The sequence below is a fragment of the Streptococcus devriesei DSM 19639 genome, from assembly GCF_000423725.1.
Taxonomy (GTDB): domain Bacteria; phylum Bacillota; class Bacilli; order Lactobacillales; family Streptococcaceae; genus Streptococcus; species Streptococcus devriesei.
Genome location: NZ_KE384084.1, coordinates 22979 through 42378, shown reverse-complemented (window position 1 = coordinate 42378; position 19400 = coordinate 22979). Strand labels below are relative to the sequence as shown.

Annotated in this window: 19 protein-coding genes and 1 pseudogene; 3 read left to right on the top strand and 17 right to left on the bottom strand. The window is 36.9% G+C overall.

All coding sequences use genetic code 11. The features are described from left to right. Positions 1-8 precede the first annotated feature (8 nt). The 3 genes from G573_RS0106315 to G573_RS11310 form a co-directional block, all read right to left on the bottom strand. Complete coding sequence (locus G573_RS0106315; RefSeq protein WP_027975916.1) at positions 9-998, bottom strand: phosphotransferase; 990 nt, start codon at positions 996-998, stop codon at positions 9-11. Continuing rightward, on the bottom strand, positions 985-2076 hold the full coding sequence (locus G573_RS0106310) for a serine hydrolase (RefSeq protein ID WP_027975915.1): 1092 nt from the start codon (positions 2074-2076) through the stop codon (positions 985-987). Before G573_RS0106310 ends, G573_RS0106315 begins: the two co-directional genes overlap by 14 nt. Before the next feature lie 114 nt (positions 2077-2190). Further along, positions 2191-2349: a signal protein gene (locus G573_RS11310; RefSeq protein WP_084522382.1), complete on the bottom strand. Its 159-nt coding sequence runs from the start codon at positions 2347-2349 to the stop codon at positions 2191-2193. 203 nt (positions 2350-2552) lie between these two features. Between G573_RS11310 and G573_RS0106305 the strand changes: the two genes are divergently transcribed. Then, positions 2553-3110: a TetR/AcrR family transcriptional regulator gene (locus tag G573_RS0106305; RefSeq protein ID WP_027975914.1), complete on the top strand. Its 558-nt coding sequence runs from the start codon at positions 2553-2555 to the stop codon at positions 3108-3110. A 127-nt stretch (positions 3111-3237) separates the two neighbouring features. Here the strand turns inward: G573_RS0106305 and G573_RS0106300 are convergent, their stop codons facing one another. Beyond that, positions 3238-4041: an amidohydrolase family protein gene (locus tag G573_RS0106300; protein ID WP_027975913.1), complete on the bottom strand. Its 804-nt coding sequence runs from the start codon at positions 4039-4041 to the stop codon at positions 3238-3240. Positions 4042-4057: 16 nt separating this feature from the next. Then, positions 4058-4408 (bottom strand): nuclear transport factor 2 family protein, encoded by a 351-nt coding sequence (locus G573_RS0106295; protein WP_027975912.1) that lies wholly within the window; start codon positions 4406-4408, stop codon positions 4058-4060. A gap of 91 nt (positions 4409-4499) precedes the next feature. On the opposite strand from G573_RS0106295, the gene G573_RS0106290 reads away from it, so the two are divergent. Then, positions 4500-4802, top strand: a complete 303-nt coding sequence (locus G573_RS0106290; RefSeq protein WP_027975911.1) for an ArsR/SmtB family transcription factor — start codon at positions 4500-4502, stop codon at positions 4800-4802. 129 nt (positions 4803-4931) lie between these two features. Here G573_RS0106290 and G573_RS0106285 read toward each other — a convergent pair whose 3' ends face one another. The 7 genes from G573_RS0106285 to uvrC all read right to left on the bottom strand — a co-directional run bounded on the left by G573_RS0106285 (position 4932) and on the right by uvrC (position 11602). After that, positions 4932-5519 carry a uracil-DNA glycosylase family protein gene (locus G573_RS0106285; protein WP_027975910.1) on the bottom strand — a complete coding sequence of 196 codons (588 nt, stop codon included), beginning with the start codon at positions 5517-5519 and terminating at the stop codon, positions 4932-4934. A gap of 91 nt (positions 5520-5610) precedes the next feature. Continuing rightward, positions 5611-7017: a dipeptidase PepV gene (gene pepV / locus G573_RS0106280; protein WP_027975909.1), complete on the bottom strand. Its 1407-nt coding sequence runs from the start codon at positions 7015-7017 to the stop codon at positions 5611-5613. 8 nt (positions 7018-7025) lie between these two features. Next, positions 7026-7628 carry a nitroreductase family protein gene (locus tag G573_RS0106275; RefSeq protein WP_027975908.1) on the bottom strand — a complete coding sequence of 201 codons (603 nt, stop codon included), beginning with the start codon at positions 7626-7628 and terminating at the stop codon, positions 7026-7028. Positions 7629-8158: 530 nt separating this feature from the next. After that, positions 8159-8485, bottom strand: coding sequence for a bacteriocin immunity family protein (locus G573_RS0106270; RefSeq protein ID WP_027975907.1), 327 nt, complete (start codon positions 8483-8485; stop codon positions 8159-8161). Positions 8486-8633: 148 nt separating this feature from the next. After that, the gene (locus G573_RS0106265) at positions 8634-9005 is read right to left on the bottom strand and encodes an ACT domain-containing protein (protein ID WP_027975906.1); all 372 of its coding nucleotides are present in this window, start codon (positions 9003-9005) and stop codon (positions 8634-8636) included. A gap of 72 nt (positions 9006-9077) precedes the next feature. Next, the gene (locus G573_RS0106260; protein WP_037586825.1) at positions 9078-9773 is read right to left on the bottom strand and encodes a GNAT family N-acetyltransferase; all 696 of its coding nucleotides are present in this window, start codon (positions 9771-9773) and stop codon (positions 9078-9080) included. 50 nt (positions 9774-9823) lie between these two features. Then, on the bottom strand, positions 9824-11602 hold the full coding sequence (gene uvrC / locus G573_RS0106255) for an excinuclease ABC subunit UvrC (protein ID WP_027975904.1): 1779 nt from the start codon (positions 11600-11602) through the stop codon (positions 9824-9826). A gap of 119 nt (positions 11603-11721) precedes the next feature. Between uvrC and G573_RS0106250 the strand changes: the two genes are divergently transcribed. Further along, a complete protein-coding gene (locus G573_RS0106250; protein WP_027975903.1) occupies positions 11722-12876 on the top strand; it encodes a low temperature requirement protein A in 1155 nt (384 codons plus the stop codon). A gap of 98 nt (positions 12877-12974) precedes the next feature. Here G573_RS0106250 and G573_RS0106245 read toward each other — a convergent pair whose 3' ends face one another. The 5 genes and pseudogenes from G573_RS0106245 to G573_RS10980 all read right to left on the bottom strand — a co-directional run bounded on the left by G573_RS0106245 (position 12975) and on the right by G573_RS10980 (position 19292). Then, a complete protein-coding gene (locus G573_RS0106245; protein WP_027975902.1) occupies positions 12975-13208 on the bottom strand; it encodes a hypothetical protein in 234 nt (77 codons plus the stop codon). An 85-nt stretch (positions 13209-13293) separates the two neighbouring features. Continuing rightward, complete coding sequence (locus tag G573_RS0106240; protein WP_027975901.1) at positions 13294-14046, bottom strand: hypothetical protein; 753 nt, start codon at positions 14044-14046, stop codon at positions 13294-13296. 97 nt (positions 14047-14143) lie between these two features. Then, a complete protein-coding gene (locus G573_RS11525; RefSeq protein WP_245543150.1) occupies positions 14144-15493 on the bottom strand; it encodes an AbiH family protein in 1350 nt (449 codons plus the stop codon). A 69-nt stretch (positions 15494-15562) separates the two neighbouring features. Further along, a pseudogene (locus G573_RS11655) lies at positions 15563-15775 on the bottom strand (restriction endonuclease subunit S); the annotation flags it as partial. A gap of 259 nt (positions 15776-16034) precedes the next feature. Next, positions 16035-19292: an SIR2 family protein gene (locus tag G573_RS10980; protein ID WP_051175720.1), complete on the bottom strand. Its 3258-nt coding sequence runs from the start codon at positions 19290-19292 to the stop codon at positions 16035-16037. Positions 19293-19400 lie beyond the last annotated feature (108 nt).

Genomic DNA, 19400 nt, shown 5'->3' with positions numbered 1-19400 from the left:
TCTCCTGACTATTCAATTGCAGATAAGAGAGCGCTAAAATTTTCAGGAGATACAATGAACTCCCTACCAATACCAGCAAGCGCTCTATCAACAGCTGACAACTTAAAGCTAAATTTTGAACGACTAATTATGCGTTCAATAAAGAAACAGCCAATATTACTTGACAATAATGCCCCATCAATCTCTTCGTGCGATATTTTTTGATAACGGGTGATAAAGGAGATAACTAAGGGAGAGATTAGTTCTAATAGTTTCGTTTCTTTATTATGCAACTGATTATTAATATCTATATCAGTCTCGCCTTGCCTTGATCCATCCCAGCTGGAATAAAACACTTCCAAATAAACCTCAAATAAAACAGCTCCAATAATTCCAGAGATATCTGCTAGTGCATCGCCACAAGTATATTCTTCAAAATCAATTACCCAAACCTTATCTCCATCATATAAAAACTGATCTAAGCGAACATCACCATGTATCATTTTCTGATATTTCTGGTCTGTTTGATATGACCCTAACGCCTCAATCAGTTGAGAATCTTGTTGTAAAAGTGCAAATAATTCTAATTCAGCACCACTAGACTCCGTGTATTCTTTAGGATTTAAAGCGATAAGTGGTCTTAAAAGTTTCTGCGGATTATTTAATAGAAATTCCTCGTTTATTTTACTATTATGAATGAGTGCTAGGGACTTGGCTGTTTCTTCAAAGATAGGTATCAAATCGTCAACAGTTGACTGTTTAATTCCATCTTCAAAGAGACGAAGAAGAGTCTTATTATTATCAATGAATTGATAACTAGCTATCTGTTTAATCTCATCAACAGACACCATTCTAGGTGAATTAACCCCCTGATGTTCCTGCCTTTCCCAATTTAATAAGTGGGATAACCTGCGTTTTTTATCTTTTTCTTCACCAACTAATTGTTTTTGAATAACCTTAACACCATCTACCGTTATTTCTTTATTTATATTTCTACCTAACAAATCATTCTCTTGCATATTTATCGTCTCCTATAAACGCACTTTTGTTGTTTTCAATAAAAGATTGTAAGCACTGTTGGTAATAGGTCTGTTCTAGTATGTCAATTGGTTTATGATTATTGACAGCAAAAAAGACATAGTTCCCACAAGTATTGAGATAACGACTTACCCAAGCGCCAGATAATACCCCAGCACTATTTCCACCTTTATATACCAATGTGCCTAGTTCATCATAAGGAAGCCATTCATAAGTTACTAGCTGTCTAATGCAGCTGATAATCAAGTCAGATGTCATAAAATAATCCAACCCTTCTATCCACTTAACCTGTGTTAAAGCCTTTTTACGCCATGTTTCTTCATCCTCTTCTGGATTGCACCAAGCCGCTTCTAACCACTCCTTAGTTGGCACAACACGACGAATTGCCTCATCAAGCATAGTTTTTTTCGCAGGATAAAGGTTATACTGTCTTATCATTTTTAACAAGATATCCATCGCAGAATTATCCGAAGCTAACAATAATAAACCAAGAAGTTCTCTCACTGTTTTTGTTCGCCCAACATCTTTTATAGATAAACCAGCACTTAAATAGCTAATATCTTCTAGCTCAATTCTATATGAAAAATCATAATCCAATTGATGATTCTGTAAAGCTTCTAAAATGACAACCGCTACTAATAGTTTTATCAACGAAGCCACAGCATAGGATTTTGAACTCAATCCATACTGATAAGTTTTTCCCATCAGATGCGCCCCTACAACAAAGCTATCTGCAAACAAAGATATCCCCAACTGTAATTCATTGAAATTTTTGATAATAGGTGAGTCAACTTGCAGAAGAACTTTCTCCAAGAGCCCATTCTCATCATAAAATAGCTTTAAATCAGCCTTGACTTTATTCGATATTAGTTTTATAGTATTATCATGTTGCGAGTCTAGAATAGCAATATGCTCTGACTTTAGGGTATTAAGCAACTTTACTAACTGCTCACTATGTTGGATATATTTGTCTTTTGATAAGAGTTCTTTTACATCTTTTTGTTCAATTACTTTTGCACCATTTAATAATGCTATAATCTCAGATTTAGTCATATTCATACTATCTCGCTATAAAAATAACCCCACTTTCGTCATTTATCGACTTGTACGAAAGCGGGGCAAGGATTAGTCATAAGTAGTTGCTAGCATCTTTTGTGACTAATTTGACAATATTTAGCCGACTGTCCAGCTAACCGTTACTGACCAAGACCAAGATACAGTAACAGTTACGGAAGTTCCGACGTTTCCAAGTTTACTATCTTCGATGACGCTCTTTTGAACTTCTGATGGCGTAGTATAGTTGGTATAACCGTTTAGAAAACTTTTAGACATAGTTTTGTACTTCCTTCTTATAATATATGTGATATAGGCCTCATCACTCTTTAAGTATAGCATCGACTATATCTAAATTCTAGCTTCACTTTTTTACAATTAGTCAACTCAAAAAAAGCTGTCTAATAGGCTTCTATCCACTAATGCACTGTCTATTGTTGGCAACTAGTAAAAAAATACCCCTATAAAAAGGAGAAAAAGATATGGCTAACGGAACCAGAGAAAGAATCATTACTGCATTTTTTCGTCTAGCAGCTAAGTTTCCTGATAAAATGTCCTTCTCCATAGCAGAAATCGCTGATGAAGCCGGGCTCTCTCGTCAAGCTATTTATAAAAATCATTTCAATAGCCCAGAAGAAATTATTGACTATATCCATACCTCAGTTGATAGAAAAATTTCAAACCTGCTTAGCGACTCTCCGAAAAACACTGAGCATTCTTTGCATTATTTTGCTGAATATATCATTCCTATTCTATACGAGAAAAGGACATGGCTTAAATACCTTTACTCTACCTTAGCAGATCCTGTTTGGCGACATTTTCTGACTACAAAATACCGAAACTGGGTCCTGGATAATCTTGAACTCAATCTAAAAGACGTTAAAATTAGTAAAATGCAAGTCGCTACACTCTTCGTCAATAATATCCTATCTATCATAGAAATTTGGATAACTGAAGAAATACCAGCTACACCCCACGATTTTAAACATACCTTTTTAGAACTCTGTGAAATCTCAATTAGTGACTATTATAAAGGATGACCGCAAAAGGACCGGCAATTTTGCCCATCTTTTTTTATCTTATTCATTACAACTATAACTTTAACCCCATTAACCCATTAAACAGTTCATTTGATAAGTGCTATTTTTCAATCTCGATAGTTTCCGCTTAATTAGACAGCTCTAACAATTTTTGAATATTTCCTCCCAATACCATGTCCCTGACAGTATCAGTAGGTGCCAAAAATTCGATCAATTCTTTACTTATAAAAGGTTCTCCATAAGGGGCATCAGAACCAAATAAACATTTTTGAGGGATTTCAGTAATAGCCATCCTTACAGCCAGCGTAGAGAAGGTTCCAGATAAGTCAATAAAAGCATTTGGTGTTTCTTTGACAAAATCAATAACATTCATCCAATAATAGCCTCCCATATGTCCAAAGATTACAGAAACATTGGGGTATTTTTTAGTTAACTGCATCAAAATTTGGATACCTTTTAAACTGACTGGATTAAAAGTATGTACCCAAACAGGCAAAGCAGGAAAGTTAGATAACGCTAAAAAAATAATTTCTAATTGTTCAACCTGTTCATCTGAACCGGGAGTAAACTCTCCTAAACCTTTCAAACCGTTTCTTACAATTTGTTCTTCAATCCAATCACTAGTGTCATTTAAAGATAAACCAAGCGGAACAGAACCAAAGCCATAGAACTTTTGTGGATACTTTTGAACGGCTTGCACAACTTCTTGGTTATTTTGTTTCATTCTGTCTAGTGATGCAGCTTGCAGTCCATTTCCGCTTAGAACTTTAAAAAGTATTGACATTTCTTCTTTTAGTTCTTTATAGGAACGAGCTCTTTCAGGATGCGGCGTTGTACAAAATAAAATAGCCTTATCAATTTTTGCTTTTTCCAGTTTTTCAACTTGTGCTGCTATCGGAAACATGACATGCTGGATATTATCAATAATCATAAACTTACCTCATCTGCTAATTATTACTGGTAATGGATAAATGACTGATTTTCCCGTCTTCAATCTCAGCGATATCGGTACCAGTCAAGGCAATATAAGCTCCATTTTTTCTTCTGCAGACAACTCCCCAGTTGGCTTGTTGAACAGTATCTGATAATTTTTGGATATCATATAAATGCCTTGTCTCAACATTCCTGCTAAAAAATTCTGTAAAAAATGAATCAATTTCTTCTCTTCCAGAATAGCTATGTCCATCATTAGCTTCTATAATCGCATCGTCTTTGAAGAGACAGCACAATTTCTGGAGACTTATTTTATCATTTACAGCTAAATCGGATAGATAAAAATAGTGTTCAAGTATTGTCATAGGTGACCTCCTCTATATTGTTCAATAATTATTGAACAATTGTATTATAATACTCTTTATGTTAAAATGTCAATAAAAAGGAAGAATATAAATGAAATCATTATCACATCCATCTATTAAAAATATTAATGTAGAGCAGATTCTCTATGCACTTAGCGAACCAACAAGATTAGCAATATTCAAAGAACTATATTCTGCTCAAGATGAAAAAAACTGCGGCTCATTTTCTAGTTTAGGACAAAAAAATAATCTCTCCCACCATTTTAAGACTTTAAGGGAATGTGGAATTATATCTGTACGTATTGAAGGCCGAAATCGTTATATCTCCTTACGAAATGAAGAACTAGATAACAAATTTCCTAACTTATTAAAGGCTATCTATGATAATTCCTGACTGATAGTCAACAAGCTGACTAAAGCTTTTATCCATAAAAAATACCTCTGCTGAGTTCTAGTGAACTAGAACTCAGCAGAGGTATTTTCTATATGTCTAGGTTTGTAGATACAGCGTCATATCTGGTTTTTATGATGATTTAATAATCTGCTGAATGATTTTTTTCAAATCCGGCAGCACCTGTTCTTCAAACCACGGATGCTTAGCCATCCAGATTTGATTTCTGGGAGACGGGTGAACAACCGGAAAGAAATCGGGCAGATAGTCTTTATAATGCTCAACTGTATCTGTCAATTTGACCGAGGATTTTTGCTGCAGGTAATATTTTTGAGCATAATTGCCAATTAAGATGGTCAGCTGAATATCCGGCAGCAAGTCCAAAATCGGCTGATGCCATTTCTGGGCAAAACCCTTTCGAGGCGGCAGATCGCCTGATTTTCCCTTCCCGGGATAATAGAAATCCATAGGAATGACAGCGAAATAACCCGAATGATAAAAGGTATCATAATCAACCCCCATCCACTCGCGCAAACGGTCGCCGCTCTTATCATTCCAATAGAGCTGCGATTCCTGCGCCTTGATGCCCGGAGCCTGACCGACAATATTAATCCGCGCTGTTTTCGGTGCTGAAAAAAGCGGCTCGATTCCCTGCTCGGTAAACAGCTTATTTTGGCTGTCCGCCATAATGGCCTTGGTGATTTCTTCAATAGTTGTCATCAACATTCTCCCTTGTCAAAAAGAACTGAGATAATCCCTAATCATCAGTTCTTTTTTCATTAAGATGTTCCATGTCCCTGACATGGCTTTACTACTTAATTAATTCATAAATAGCTTCGGCATAAATTGCTGCTGCCTTGTAGAGGTCTTCTACATCAACAAATTCATTAGCCTGATGCATGGTGTCTGTTGAATGCGGGAACATTGCTCCAAAAGCAACGCCGCGTTTCAGCAGACGTCCAAAGGTCCCGCCGCCGATAACCCACTCATGGCCTTTATCACCTGTATGCTTTTCATAGACAGCCAAAAGCGTTGATACCAAGGGATCATCCATGGGGACATAATGAGGAGTGTGCTCGTGTTCAGACAGAGTGACTTCTTTAACGCCGCTTAACTGTTCCAGTTTTGTTTTTATGGTTTGTGAATCTATTCCTTGAGGATAGCGGAAATTAAGAGCGATGGTATTGTCTGCTACTTCTGCATCAAAATCAAAGACACCGGCATTCATAGATAAGGCTCCCATCTGTTTATCGACAAAAGCAACACCCAGTTTTTCCCCCGCATGGTCGTTCAGCAATATCTTACCTGCTAAATCAAGGTAGGCTTTGGCATCGCCAGCAAAATCAAAACGAGATAAAAAGAGAGCCAGATAAGTAGCGCCATTGATACCAGCTTCCGGCGTTGAGCCGTGAGCGGATTTCCCATGAACTGTTAAGTGAAAATGACCTTCGTTTTCAGTCAGACTGGCTTTAAGATTGTGAGATTCAGCAAAGGTATCTAAAGACAGCTGCAAGTATTCTAAGCTAAGATTGCCGGTAAAGACAGCCACTGCTGACTCCGGCACCATATTTTCACGCAGGCCGCCTTTGAAAGATTTAAGAGTGAAAGAGCCGCCGTTGCTATTGCCAAAGTGCAGGTATTCTGTGATATTTCCCTTTTCACCATTGATGATAGGAAAATACGCATCCGGTGAGAAACCGAAATCAGGTTCCGGCAGACCGACATGCTCAAAATAATAATCCATATCCGCCCAGCCGGACTCTTCATCCGTACCGACAACAAAGCGAACCTTTTTAGATACCGGCAGGCCCAAATCCTTGATAATCTTTAAGCCATAGTAGCAGGCAATGGTCGGTCCCTTATCATCACTGGCACCGCGTGCATAGAGCTTGCCGTTGATAATTTCAGGCAGGTAAGGTCCGGTTTTCCAGCCGCTGCCGGCCGGCACAACATCCAAATGGGCAAAGATACCTAAAACTTCATCTCCCTGACCGTATTCAAAATGACCGGCGTAATTGTCTACATTCTTCGTTTCGTAGCCGTCTCGCTCTGCCATTTTCAAAAAATGCTGCAGGGCTTGAGCAGGACCCGGACCAAAAGGATGTTTGACATCAGCCTTGCTGTCGTCACGCTCCGAATTAATCTGTAAAATCCGAAAAAGATCAGCCAGAATATCTCCCCGGCGTTTATCTACTTCCTTTTGAAAATCTACAAACATATCTTCTCCTATCGTACTTCAATAATGTCATCAACCGGCAGACGGTAGCTTGGTTCAATCTTCTCATCTGTGTAGCCCACAGTAATCAGCAGTTCAGGACGGAAACGCTCGTCAATCTCCAAAATCCTATTTGCCACTGTTTTATCAAAGCCTAAAATCATGTTGGAAGCAATGCCTTGGTCGGTCAAAGCCAGCACCAGGTTCATAGCCACCAAACCTGCATTCAAAGCCAGATATTCACCTGTTTTTTTCTCATCAAATCCTGCAAAACGAGCCGGCAGCGTTTCCATATAGTAGGCAATCATATCGTCGGGTAGATTCTTGCTGCCAATCCGCGCAATCTTGCGGGAGCGCTGCACAAGGTCTGTATCTGTAAAAAGAGCAATCACATACTGAGCCTGCTCTACCTGTGCTTTATTGAGAGCCGGCAGACTGTCAGCCAGATCAGCTTTCTTTTCTTTGACAATCACAAATTTCCAAGGCTGAATATTATTGGCGCTGGGTGCCAGCTGAGCAATCTCGATTGCTGTGCGGACATCCTTTAAATCAACCGGTTGATCGTTAAATTTTTTAACGGCATGCCGCTTTTTATTGAGTTCTAAAAATTTCATAAATGAACAATCCTTCTAATTATGTTAATCATTACTTTTTTATTTTACCATTTTTTGAAACTGTTTTCAGCTTTTTCAGCATCTTCTTAAAAATAATTAAGAGACCCTAAGACATTAAAACAGCAGATTGAAGATCTGCTGTCAGATTGTAGACAAACTCCCAAAACTAAATTCTCTCTCAAATTTCATCATAAAATAGTATCATTTTTCATTTTTATAAGATGATATAGAAACGGGCGAAACTTAACACGATACTTTCCAATGTAGCAAAAGAGGCAGAAACATTGAGTTTCTGCCTCTCGGAGATTTTGAGACCTAGGCTCAAAATCTAGGTATGGAATTCCGAAGGAAGTCGCTATGACGATTGCCATTAGAAATCGAAACTATTTCTAATGGTAATCTAATGCAAAACCTAGTCAAGAGCTATAGCCTTGGCGTTTGGTTTTGCCGTCCGCGCTACCTAAGGAAAGTATCATAACAAAATATTACTTTTTGAGAAAATAGACTTCTTCTTCAATCTGCTGTTTGATTTATAGCCAAGTGGCAGAGGCTGCAATAATGCCTTTGGCAATTTCATTGTTTCTCAATTCTGATGCCTCTAAACCGTTAAGCGAACCATAAAAAGCTTTAACAGGTTCTGATAAGCCTTTTTTTCTCTGCAAATACTTCAATGACAAGCGCTCTAAATCTCTGCAGAGGCGGTAAGACTGTCTTGAAAAATCACCTCTAGCCTCCACTTCCTGCTTATAATCCAACAGCAGCTCACGTTCTTCCGGATAAATATCCGGATTGAGCAAAAGATTGTAGTAGTCTGTCATGACTTGCTTTTGCTTTTCGTCATCGCTTTTTTTCGTCATTCATGAACCCCTTTCACGGAAAGATAATCATCAGCATGATTGGTTTTGAAAATCGTATTTTCAAAAACTGCCCCCAGTTTATCATAAAAACAGAGAAAAGTATAATAACAACTTTCCTCAAGTCAAAAAGATGACATCGTCAGCTTGGTCATCTCTCTTCCACTTTATAACCTGCCTGCTTCAAAACCGCCAGAGCCTGTTTAAAATTTTTTGTCTTAGTCAAAATATAATCGGTATTGTAAGTTGATACCGCAAAGAGACCAATACCTTGATCCGCTAAAAGACCGGATAACTTGGAAAGAATCCCTACCAGAGAAAAATCCAGAATCCCTTCAATGCGAAAGGCTGACCAGTTCGCATCTGCCTGTATCGCATTGGCAGGTACATCACCACTCAGACATACCAAAGATTTCTCTTCATCGGTCTGAGCGAGAAAGAAAAACTCACTCTCAAAATTAACTTGCGAATAATCTGGCACTTGGCAGATAGAAAACGTTTCAGTCATCGGTTTAAGCTGCATCATGTTTTTCTCCTTTATTTGGCTTGAAGCACTCCAGCAGGTCGTCGCAAGATTTGATACCATACCTCATCACTAGTCTGCATTCAAAGAGGTAATCTGACAGCCTTGATCATCAAAATTTGCCGGATTCAGCCATTTATCGAACTTAACTTTCATGGCTTGATACTCTTCTTCCAGCATGGAATACCAATTGGTGTCGCGGCTGCGGTTTTTATAGACTGCTGCTCGCCGAAACGTTCCTTCGAAAGTAAACCCCAAGCGCTTAGCCGCATGGTTAGAAGGCGCATTAAGGCTGTCACACTTCCATTCATAGCGGCGGTAATGCAGTTCTTCAAAAACGTAACGCATAACCAGATACTGCGCCTCAGTCGCCATTCGCGACTGTTTCAGTTCCGGACCGTAAAGAACCCAGCCCATTTCAATCACACGGTTTTTAGGATCTATTCGCATGAGAGAAAACGTACCTATTAACTTGCGGCTTTCCTTATCTAAAATAGCCAAGTAATAAGGGTCCTTGGAATCAGCCATCCCTTCAAAATAGGCTCTAAAATCTTCTTTGTTTTCAAAATGGTCAATCGGCAGATAAGTCCACTGCTCTTTGGGACTTTCAGGACCGTAAAAGGCATAGGCATCCTCAAAATGCCTGTCAGCATTCAGTGGTTCAACAATGGTATAGTTTCCTGTCAGCTGCCCGATAGCCGGCTGCTGACCAGCTGTAAAATGATAAACTGGCTCTCCAATTGGCTGATTAAAGATATTTGTTGGCATAACGGTCTCCTTATTTACTGTCATTTAGCGGTTTTCATTTTCACGGTTACTTATGTTTTTTCCTGCAGCTGTTCTTTTACATTTTCTGCCACCTTCTGCGGAACACCTAAGGCTGTCAGCTCATCTAAACCGGCTGCTTTAATCTTAGTCAAACTCTTGAAGTGCTTCAAGAGCAGCTGTTTGCGTTTGGGCCCGAGGCCTGCAATACCGTCCAGCTTGGAGCTGAAACTGTTCTTGCTGCGGACTTGTCTGTGAAAGGTAATGGCAAAGCGGTGCACTTCATCCTGAATGCGATGCAAAAGGAAAAATTCTTCCGAGTTTCTTGGCAAATCAACCACTTCTAAAGGATCGCCAAACAGCAGTTCCTGCGTTTGGTGCTTATCGTTTTTTTGGAGCCCGGCAATAGGAATCGCAAGCCCCAGCTCTTTTCTGACAACATCTTTGGCAATGTTGACCTGCCCTTGACCGCCATCAATGATAATCAGATCAGGAGCTCTGAGGCCATCACGCTTGACACGGCCGTACCTGCGGCGAATGACTTCGCGCATAGACGCATAGTCATCCGGACCGGTAACTGTTTTGATTTTATATTTGCGGTATTCTTTTTTATTAGGCTTGCCGTTTTCAAAGACCACCATGGCCGCAACCGGACTGGTTCCTTGGATATTGGAATTATCAAAGGCTTCGATTCTGACAGGAGTGTCAATATCCAGCAGCTTTCCTAAATGCTCAACGGCTCCCTGCGTTTTTTTCAGATCCTTTTCCAGCAAATCAAATTTTTGCTGCAGGCTGACCCGCGCATTTTTCACAGCCAGATTGACCAGCTGCTTTTTCTCACCGCGCTGAGGCTTAATAATCTTGGTATCTACCACTGCTTTGACCAAATCCGCATCAATAGCTTTGGGAATAAAAATTTCTCGGGGCACGAAATGCCGCTTATCCTGATAAAACTGTCCTACATAGGTCAGGAAGTCTTCTTCAGGCTCATTATAATAAGGAAACATGTTGACATCACGCTGAATGAGCTTGCCCTGACGGACAAAAAAGACCTGCACACACATCCAGCCCTTTTCGACATAATAGCCAAAAATATCCCGGTCGATCAGATCCTGAGCCATGACCCGCTGCTTGGTTCTGAGAACACCGATAGCACTGATTAAATCGCGGTACTCTGCAGCCCGCTCAAACTCCATGTTTTCAGCCATGGTCTGCATTTTTTCCTTGAGACCGTTGACAATCTTGTCGTCATAGCCATTTAAAAAATTGCTGACGTCTTCTATCATCTTATCGTAATAAGCCTTGTCCGTATGGCAGACTGTGTGGGCAGAACACTGGCCGATATGGTAGTAAAAGCAGACTTTTTCCGGAGGATTGGTACATTTTTTAAAAGGGAAAATCCTGTCCAGCAGCTTTTTAATTTCATTGGCAGCGCCGACATCAGGATAAGGACCAAAGTAATGCCCCTTGTCCTTTTTAACCTGACGGGTAATCAACAAACGGGGATATCGTTCATTGGTAATCTTAATGAATGGATAAGACTTGTCGTCTCTCAGCCTGATATTGTATTTAGGATGATTTTCCTGAATGAGATTAATTTCTAAAAGCAGGGCCTCAATATTGGAACCCGTCACAATGTATTCAAAATCGGCGATTTCTGACACCAGCATCTCTGTCTTGGTGTCATGGCTGCCGTGAAAATAGCTGCGCACGCGATTTTTTAAATTTTTAGCCTTCCCCACATAAATAATCGTTCCTTTTTTATCCTTGTGAAGATAGCAGCCGGGACTGTCCGGCAAAAGCTCTAATTTATGCTGTATCAATTGATTCATAATGTTATTATAACAAAAACAAGACGGGTTTTCTGGATTTTGTTACAGTTGATTTTGCTTTTCTTTCCGCCAGCTTTTTGGTAGAATATCCTTTGACTTTTTGACAGAAAGGAAATTATATGTCTCAGTTTTTAGCCAAACGCGTCTCCAATTATGAATTGTTTTTTGATTTAGCCGTTGTCCTGGCTCTGGGCCAGCTCACATCAGCCATTCATCTCAATCATATCGGTCTTTGGGAAATTATTGCCTTCATCACGACCAATATCATTATTTTTAACATTTGGCACAATGAAGTCTTTTATTTCAATAAGTACGGCGACTCTCGGCTGATTGACATCTACACTGTTATCGCACTGATGTTTGTGGTCGGCAATATCGCCCTCAATTTTAACCTTGATCTCAGCCAATACCATGCCGGAAGCCCTAAAGCTATGCTTTTTAACCTGCTACTGATGATGGCTTATGCGATTATTGCCCTGCAGTATTTTTTAAAAGGACGGAAATTAGGATTCACCCACAATATCAAGCTGGACATCGCTACCCAGCTCCTGTACAGCCTGTCTTTAATCGGCTTTGCCCTGGGACTTCTGCCCATTAACGGATGGACCATTCTCGTTTACTTGCTGCCAAATATTCTGCCTGTCTACAGACTTAAATTTTACAATCGCCAGCTGGTCAACTTCCCTCATGTTATTGAACGGCTGCACTTGGTGACTATTCTCAGCTTTGGTGAGGCTGTGATCGGTATTATAAAAACCTATCCGATTATGGCAAGACCCTTTACCGGAGCTACCTTATTTTTAGGGATGGCAACACTCTTTGTCTTTTATATGGGACAGACTTTCCTAAATATCAACCATCATCAGGAAACCACTGCTGCGACCCTTTTTTACGCCCATCTGCCTATCTTTATCGGTATCAATATTTTTACCGTAGGCATTGAATTTTTAGCAGATTCACACCATGTTACTATCGGCTTTATTCTCTTTTTAGCCGGTATTCTCAGCTTTTACGCAGGAGTTCTGGCCACTTCTCGCTACAATAAAGACCTCTACCGCTTTGACCTGAAGGCTTGGATAGAATATGCACTGACAATTCTTATCGGCACTATCGCCATGATCTTTCTAAGACAGCATCTGATTGCCCTGGCAATTATTCTATTCCTGCAAAACCGGCTGATGATGCGCATCAATATGGCCAACCGCCATCGCTCACGCGAGCGCCACAATGTCCCGCATCCCGATCCAACCCAAAATCTCAGAGATTTTTCTTAAGATTAAAAAAACGAGCTCAAAGTAAGCTCGCTTTTTTATGGGATTCACCACTGCCGGCAAAGCTGCTCAAAGGCAGCAGTATTTGCCATTTTGGACAATCAAAGATTGTGCTTAGCCATGCGCTCTTTGAAGATATCATTGACGATTAAGCTCAGGCTTTCTTTAGCCTCTGGGCTCAAATCGCCCTCTTTTTGTGCTTCCGCATAAGCTTCCGGAAACTCACGCGCAATCAGCTTGCAGGTCGCCTTAGTCGCATGCCCGCGCACCAACCGCGGAATCCGCTCCATATACTCAGGCTTGACCAAAGCTATAATTTTCTCATCAGCATTCATATATTCTCACTCCTTTACCTTAATTACTATACTCTTTTTAAAGGGAGATGTAAATGTTCGAGCATGCCTTTGAGCGCTTGGAATTTTAGTATCTAATGACCTCTTTTTTTACTGTTTCTAAAATATCAGCAGAAATATCAGCTATATTCAAGAGAAAAACTTTATTCTGTCTTGGATTATAGAGTCCTAGTTTTTCTATCGATTGAAATTCGGGATGAATAGACTGTTGCCCCATAAGATAATAGATTAATAGCTGAAGCGTCTGGTCTTTGTTGGGTTTACTTTTTGAAACCTTAAAATCCCACAGAGTATCTGATGTTAAAAAATCACCATCCCCAGCAGTAATGGTATCTGTGTAACCACCTTCTAATGTAAAACCGTCCTTTACAATCGGACCGTACTCTTCAAAGAAGGCCAGACTTCTCTCTACCATTATACGAATATTTAAAATCGTTGCCGCATCTGGCACAATCTCTTCAACGGGTTTATATCCTAGCTGACCTGCTCTATAGACCACATCAAAACCAGCTAACTGACAGGCACTGATAATAGAGGTATCGTCAAGACCAGTAATTTGAGAAAGTAAAGTGGAAGCTAGTTCCGATTTTTTTATCATAAGAGCTCCGTACAAGGAAATCTTGAAAGCTTCTTCTAGCGGCGTACCATTCATGAACCGTGTCAGATAGTCCACACAAAGCCCCACCAGCGAAGCGTGAATATTCTCCTCACCACTAAGTTCCTTACTATCTGTTAGATCATCAACTGAAAATAACTTAGGCGGTAAATAGCCACCATAAGGCTGTTTGATTTGTTTAATACGCTGAGTAACTGATACCATGATTTTTCCTTTCTAAGAATGATAGCCTACTGCTATTATTTCATAATATTAGTTTTAGCTCATTAATTTACTTTGGGTGAATAGTATATACCACTCTTTAAATTTTAATAAGTTTCAATCGACTAGTTTGAATTAAATGAGTTGATAAGTTTTTACCATGAAACTTATTATCTAAAGTTTCTCCATATCTATCTAGCAAACGTAAGATATTAGTCATGTGTGTTTGTTTAATTATTTCAGGATTACCACCATCATAATCACTGTAATAAAAAATTAATTTTAACTTATTGTTATTATAGAGGTCATAGTAATCAAAGAGATGTTGAAAATAACTATAATCAGCTTCTGCTAGAGAGTGACCATAACATTTTATGGTTTCTATTACTTCTGGATGAGGAAAGATTTCATCGTTATCAGTAGCATAATCCGTAGACATGTATAGTTCAAAAGTTCGATATGCTTTAGTAAATCTATACTCTAAGCTATTTGGGTCAATCCCTACATGATCAACTCCAAAAATACAATAACATTTTCCATTACGTTCTCCAGAGAAATTACCATGAACATTGAAATGTTTACTCAAGCCTTGTAAAGGAGTATCTATATCAAACCATGGTTGGGTATAATTAAAACTATAAATATTGAATTTAGATGATTCAATATCCTTTGCCATGGTACGAAATAACTTTCTAGCATTGGTTCCATACTCAGACTTTTTATTTAATTCTTGACTTAAAATATATTGTTGAAAATCAAATTCTAAGTCTCTTAACTCTGAAAATAAAAAATTAATCATTATTCTCTTAAATTTATCATAATACTTCTCAATATAGTTTTGAAACAAATTGTTAAGTTTACTTTCTTCATAAAATGAAGCTTGTGCTTCAGCCTTTTTACTAATAGCTGTAGAAAGTGAGTAAAACTCCTCCAAAAACCTGCTTTCTCTTTTGGAATAGAAAAGTTGATAAATAATTAAATAAGAAAACTTTTCTAGATTTTTATATTCTAAGACATATTTCAAATCAATCTTTCTATAAAAAAGTTTTGTAAATACTGCATTAACTAATATGTCAGCAAATGTGCATTCCCTATCTTCTTGAAATACATACTTCTTAATCATTTCTTCTATATCTGACCAATTAGCATTTGCATTAATCTTTTCAAATAAAAATATTAAATACCAAGTATTCATTTCTGGAATAAATGGTTCTGAAATATCGTAATCTCCAAATAAGTTTCTAGTTGAAAAAGTATTAAAGATTTCTTCAAGATAATTTTCAAAATTTTCTATTATGTTCAGAGCAGGCTTCCAAGTACTTTCTAAGCGTCTTTTGTATTTATTTTCTAAAATATACTCGAAAAAATCCTTATAGCTACTTTTTAGCCCACATTGCAGGTCAAAGCCATTACCTAAAATAATTAACTGTCTAGCAAAATCTTCAAGCATAACATTCTTTGTCATATAAACATCTCCTGCAAAAGCTTCTTCATTCGGTGATTGTCCCATTGTAAATTTTACCATATCATTAAGCTTCTTCTTTTCCCACTCTCCATCAAATCCATCCAAGCGAATTTCAGTGATGGTCTGTCCTGCCTTTGGAAACATCTGAGATAACATGGTAGTCTTAAACTTAAAATCGTGATAATTAGCCAAATTATCCTTATAGACAGATAGGAGCTCATCGAGCTTCTGGAAAAGTGAACCAATAGCGGATTGTTCGGAGAGGGAGGAGAATGACAAATTTCTTCCTTGATATAGCAGGTCATCATTATCAGCGCACTTGTTTTCTTCTAGTTCTAAATCAGAATAATACCATTGTTCATTAGTACTGAAATTACCAACGCGAAAACTCGATATTTTCCATTATCCAAAAGCTCCTCTTGCTTATATGCTCTACCATTTAAAAGTTGAGCAATATCTCCAAGTTATTTCTTATTCCATTCATCATCAAAAACTTTGAATCTTAGTTTGGGGATATTTAGTTTTATCATATATCATCACTCCTCACCGAGTTTAATGAGTTGACTTTCTTTTTTAACTCTTCACGCTCCAATGGTGATAGAAGCTCCTGCACGCATTCATTAATTAACAATTCTTGTCTTTGTTGAGAACTTAGCATGGGCAAAATTGCTTCAATGTCACGAAAGTCCTGCCAACTCTTTTTGAATTTATTTTTTGAAAAGAGAATCATTATATATTGAACTAGCAACTCTCTTCTATCTTGATCTAACCCTTTATCCAAAAATGTTGTTATCAGATGTAACTCTACCTCAAGTTCCGAATTATTTAACCACGTTTCAAAGTAGTTATTTATATAGTTTTTTAGTTTATTTATGTGAACAGAATCCTTTGTAATTAAATAGGCAAACTGAAATAGTATATCTGTTTTAGATTTAAACTCTAACAGCAGCTCCACCCACTTTTTTTCAAAATTAAAGTTATCTTCATTATAAAAGATTATTTGAATTAAATAAGAATAATTGTTCAAAGTAAGGGGAATGTCTTCTGGGGATATATCATTCAGAGCTATATATGAAGCATAATTTAATACTCTATTATTTTTAATCTCAGTTTGAAGCAAACTTTCTACCAGAGTTTTAAATTTCATCCGTGCATTTTCCGAAACACCTCTGTGATAGTAAATATATCCTATAAAAGTAGAATAGGATATTTCTCCTACTTCGTAAGGAAGCTCAGGTAACAAAATCCCTTGTAAAAATTTCTTATATTCATTATTGGGGGTAAGTTCTACTTTTGGCATGAGAAGTTGCAAAGTATCTTTATGCTTATTGATTAATTTTATAAAACTATCAAAATACATGCCTAAATCACAATTAATCCAATTTTCAAAACTAACTTCATCAGTCGTAACATACTCAAGATTTTTTACGTCAATACTCTTAAAAAGAGAAATTACTTCATCAGTCATTATTTCGTTATCGATAAAGTAATCAATGACATCTTTTTTGTTGTAACTAAAGGAGTTTTTGTCCATATTTTCAAAGTATAATTTCCTGATATCATTTTTAAACTTTTTGGAAATCTCTCTATTGATACATATTTTGGAAAAAAGCGAAAAATAACGATCTTTTAACTCAATAAAGCGCCTTCTTAATACGTCTTGAAGTTTCTCTATTAGCTGAGAGTTATTACTTGTTAGAATTTCTATAAAGTATTTCTCCGTCCCCTCAGCTGACTTTACTCTCATTTGAGAATCGAAGTTAAGTGCATTCTCATCGTCTTGGAGTAACAGTTCTATGAGTTTATCCTCTTCCAAAGCCATAATTTGCTTTGCCGTAACAAAAGATGAATCCCATATTTGAGTAAGTCCCTGAGTATCACTAATCGCATCATGATATCCCTTTGGTAAGATTGTTTTATCTTTAGAATTTATTTCTTGTTTGTGATTTTTAGTAAATAAATTTAATTCTTCACCAAATAATTCATTACTAAAGTCAATATTATTAATCAATTTTGAAACAACTTTATCTGACAGTCCTTCCTCATTATCAATAAAAACTAATAGTTTCTGGACTAATAAACTTTTCATGAAATACGTTGGGATATTTTCAATAAGCGATTCTTCATTAACAAAAATTTTTCTGTTTTTCAATAAAAGATAAAAAAGTTTGACGTGACTACTATCAGAAAATAATATATTTATTGATTCATAAATCCTTTCTTGTTTTAGTTCAGCAGTTTCTGATAAATCTTTAAGTTGTTGTTCAGTAATGCAAATATCAAAATCTATTTTGTCAAAATTGATATACACATCTGAATGGTAAAGGCTAAGATTTGAAGCTTCGTTTTTATTTAGTTTATTGAACTTATTAATAAACCAATATCCCATCAAAAATTTATCATCGGTAAATCTAGTATCCTCAAGGTACCAGCACCTACTAATATTATCTCTAACTTTAGATAATTCATCTTTGTTAAATTTATCACTTTTAGTTGCGAAAGAATATATTTCATAAAGCGGTTCTAAATCAAAAGATAACTTTTCATTTGTTAATAATTTCTTTATACTTCTCCACTGTTTATCATCTAGCGAGTTAATATTTTTATTTATAAAATACCAAAAAGAACGTAGGCTTTTAATAACATCATTCTCGATTACACTACTCTTAAACGTATTATTACATAATTTTTCAGTTAAAGAATTATCATTAAGTTCGGTTACTTTTTTATATAGATCACTTAGAAAAGAAAAATTGGTAGTATTGTTGTTAAGTGCTTCAATATATTTTTTGTCAGTTGTTTTTGGGTTTAAAAGTAAATTCCACTCTCTATTTGCTGGAGAAGTTCCTAATCTATCGTTTACCTCAGAAGTTAAGCATTTTACGAACTTCGGAAGATTTGCAAATTCATTTCCATACCAGATGATATTTGTGTAATTTTCATTTTCAAAAAACATTTCGAATATCTTTCGGTATTCACTATCTATTTTTTCATCAAAAAATTCATCTGCTTTTAATAATGCGTAGTTCTTACTTGAATCATATAACAAAGATAATATTTCATCCTCTTCTAAACTTGCACCAATAAATAGAACAGTTGGCTTTTTCTCTTGGAACCATCTTTGTAACTGTTGAAAATTTTTAGGGTTTCGTAAATATATTTTTGAGTAATCAGCTGATGATCGCACAAAAAAACGTGGATTGCCTTCTGGTGTTCCGTGGATGTGTAAAACATCTCCCCAATCCAATTTTGAACCCTTATCTACAAAGTCTTGAATATCATGGATCGTTCTTACACTATTTCTCAATCTTTTTGCATGATTTTCAATTTCAAAATCATAATTAGAAGTTATAAAATAGGCATCTATGCTAAACAACTCTTCTAAAATATCATTAATCGGTTGGAAAGGTCTTAATTTTTGAAAATAAATTTTTTCAAACTCTAATTGCCTTTCATGATAACTGTCATTTCCAAGAATATTTTTTATCGAATAATTAACTAAATCAATTTTTCTTTTATTGCTTAAGTTAGATTTGGAAATAGCATCGAAAGCTAGAATTTGTTCCCTGGCCAGCTGTCCATTATTAGATAAAGATAATAGTTGTCCCTGCCAATATTTAATTAAATGATCAACATAGCCGTTCCAGTTTGGATATCCCTGTGAAATAGGTACACCAGCCCCTATAAAAATGACTAGGTTTTGTTTTTTGATTGCTTCACTGATATCCTCTACCAATTTTTCAAATTTTTCTTTACTACATAGTTTATTATTGATAACACTCAACTCCCAAATCTCAATATATTTTAACTAAGGCAAGTTCTATTATACCACCACTTATGTCCCTCTCAAAGGATGGTTTGCTTAATTTTTCAAGCAATTTTTATTATCTTT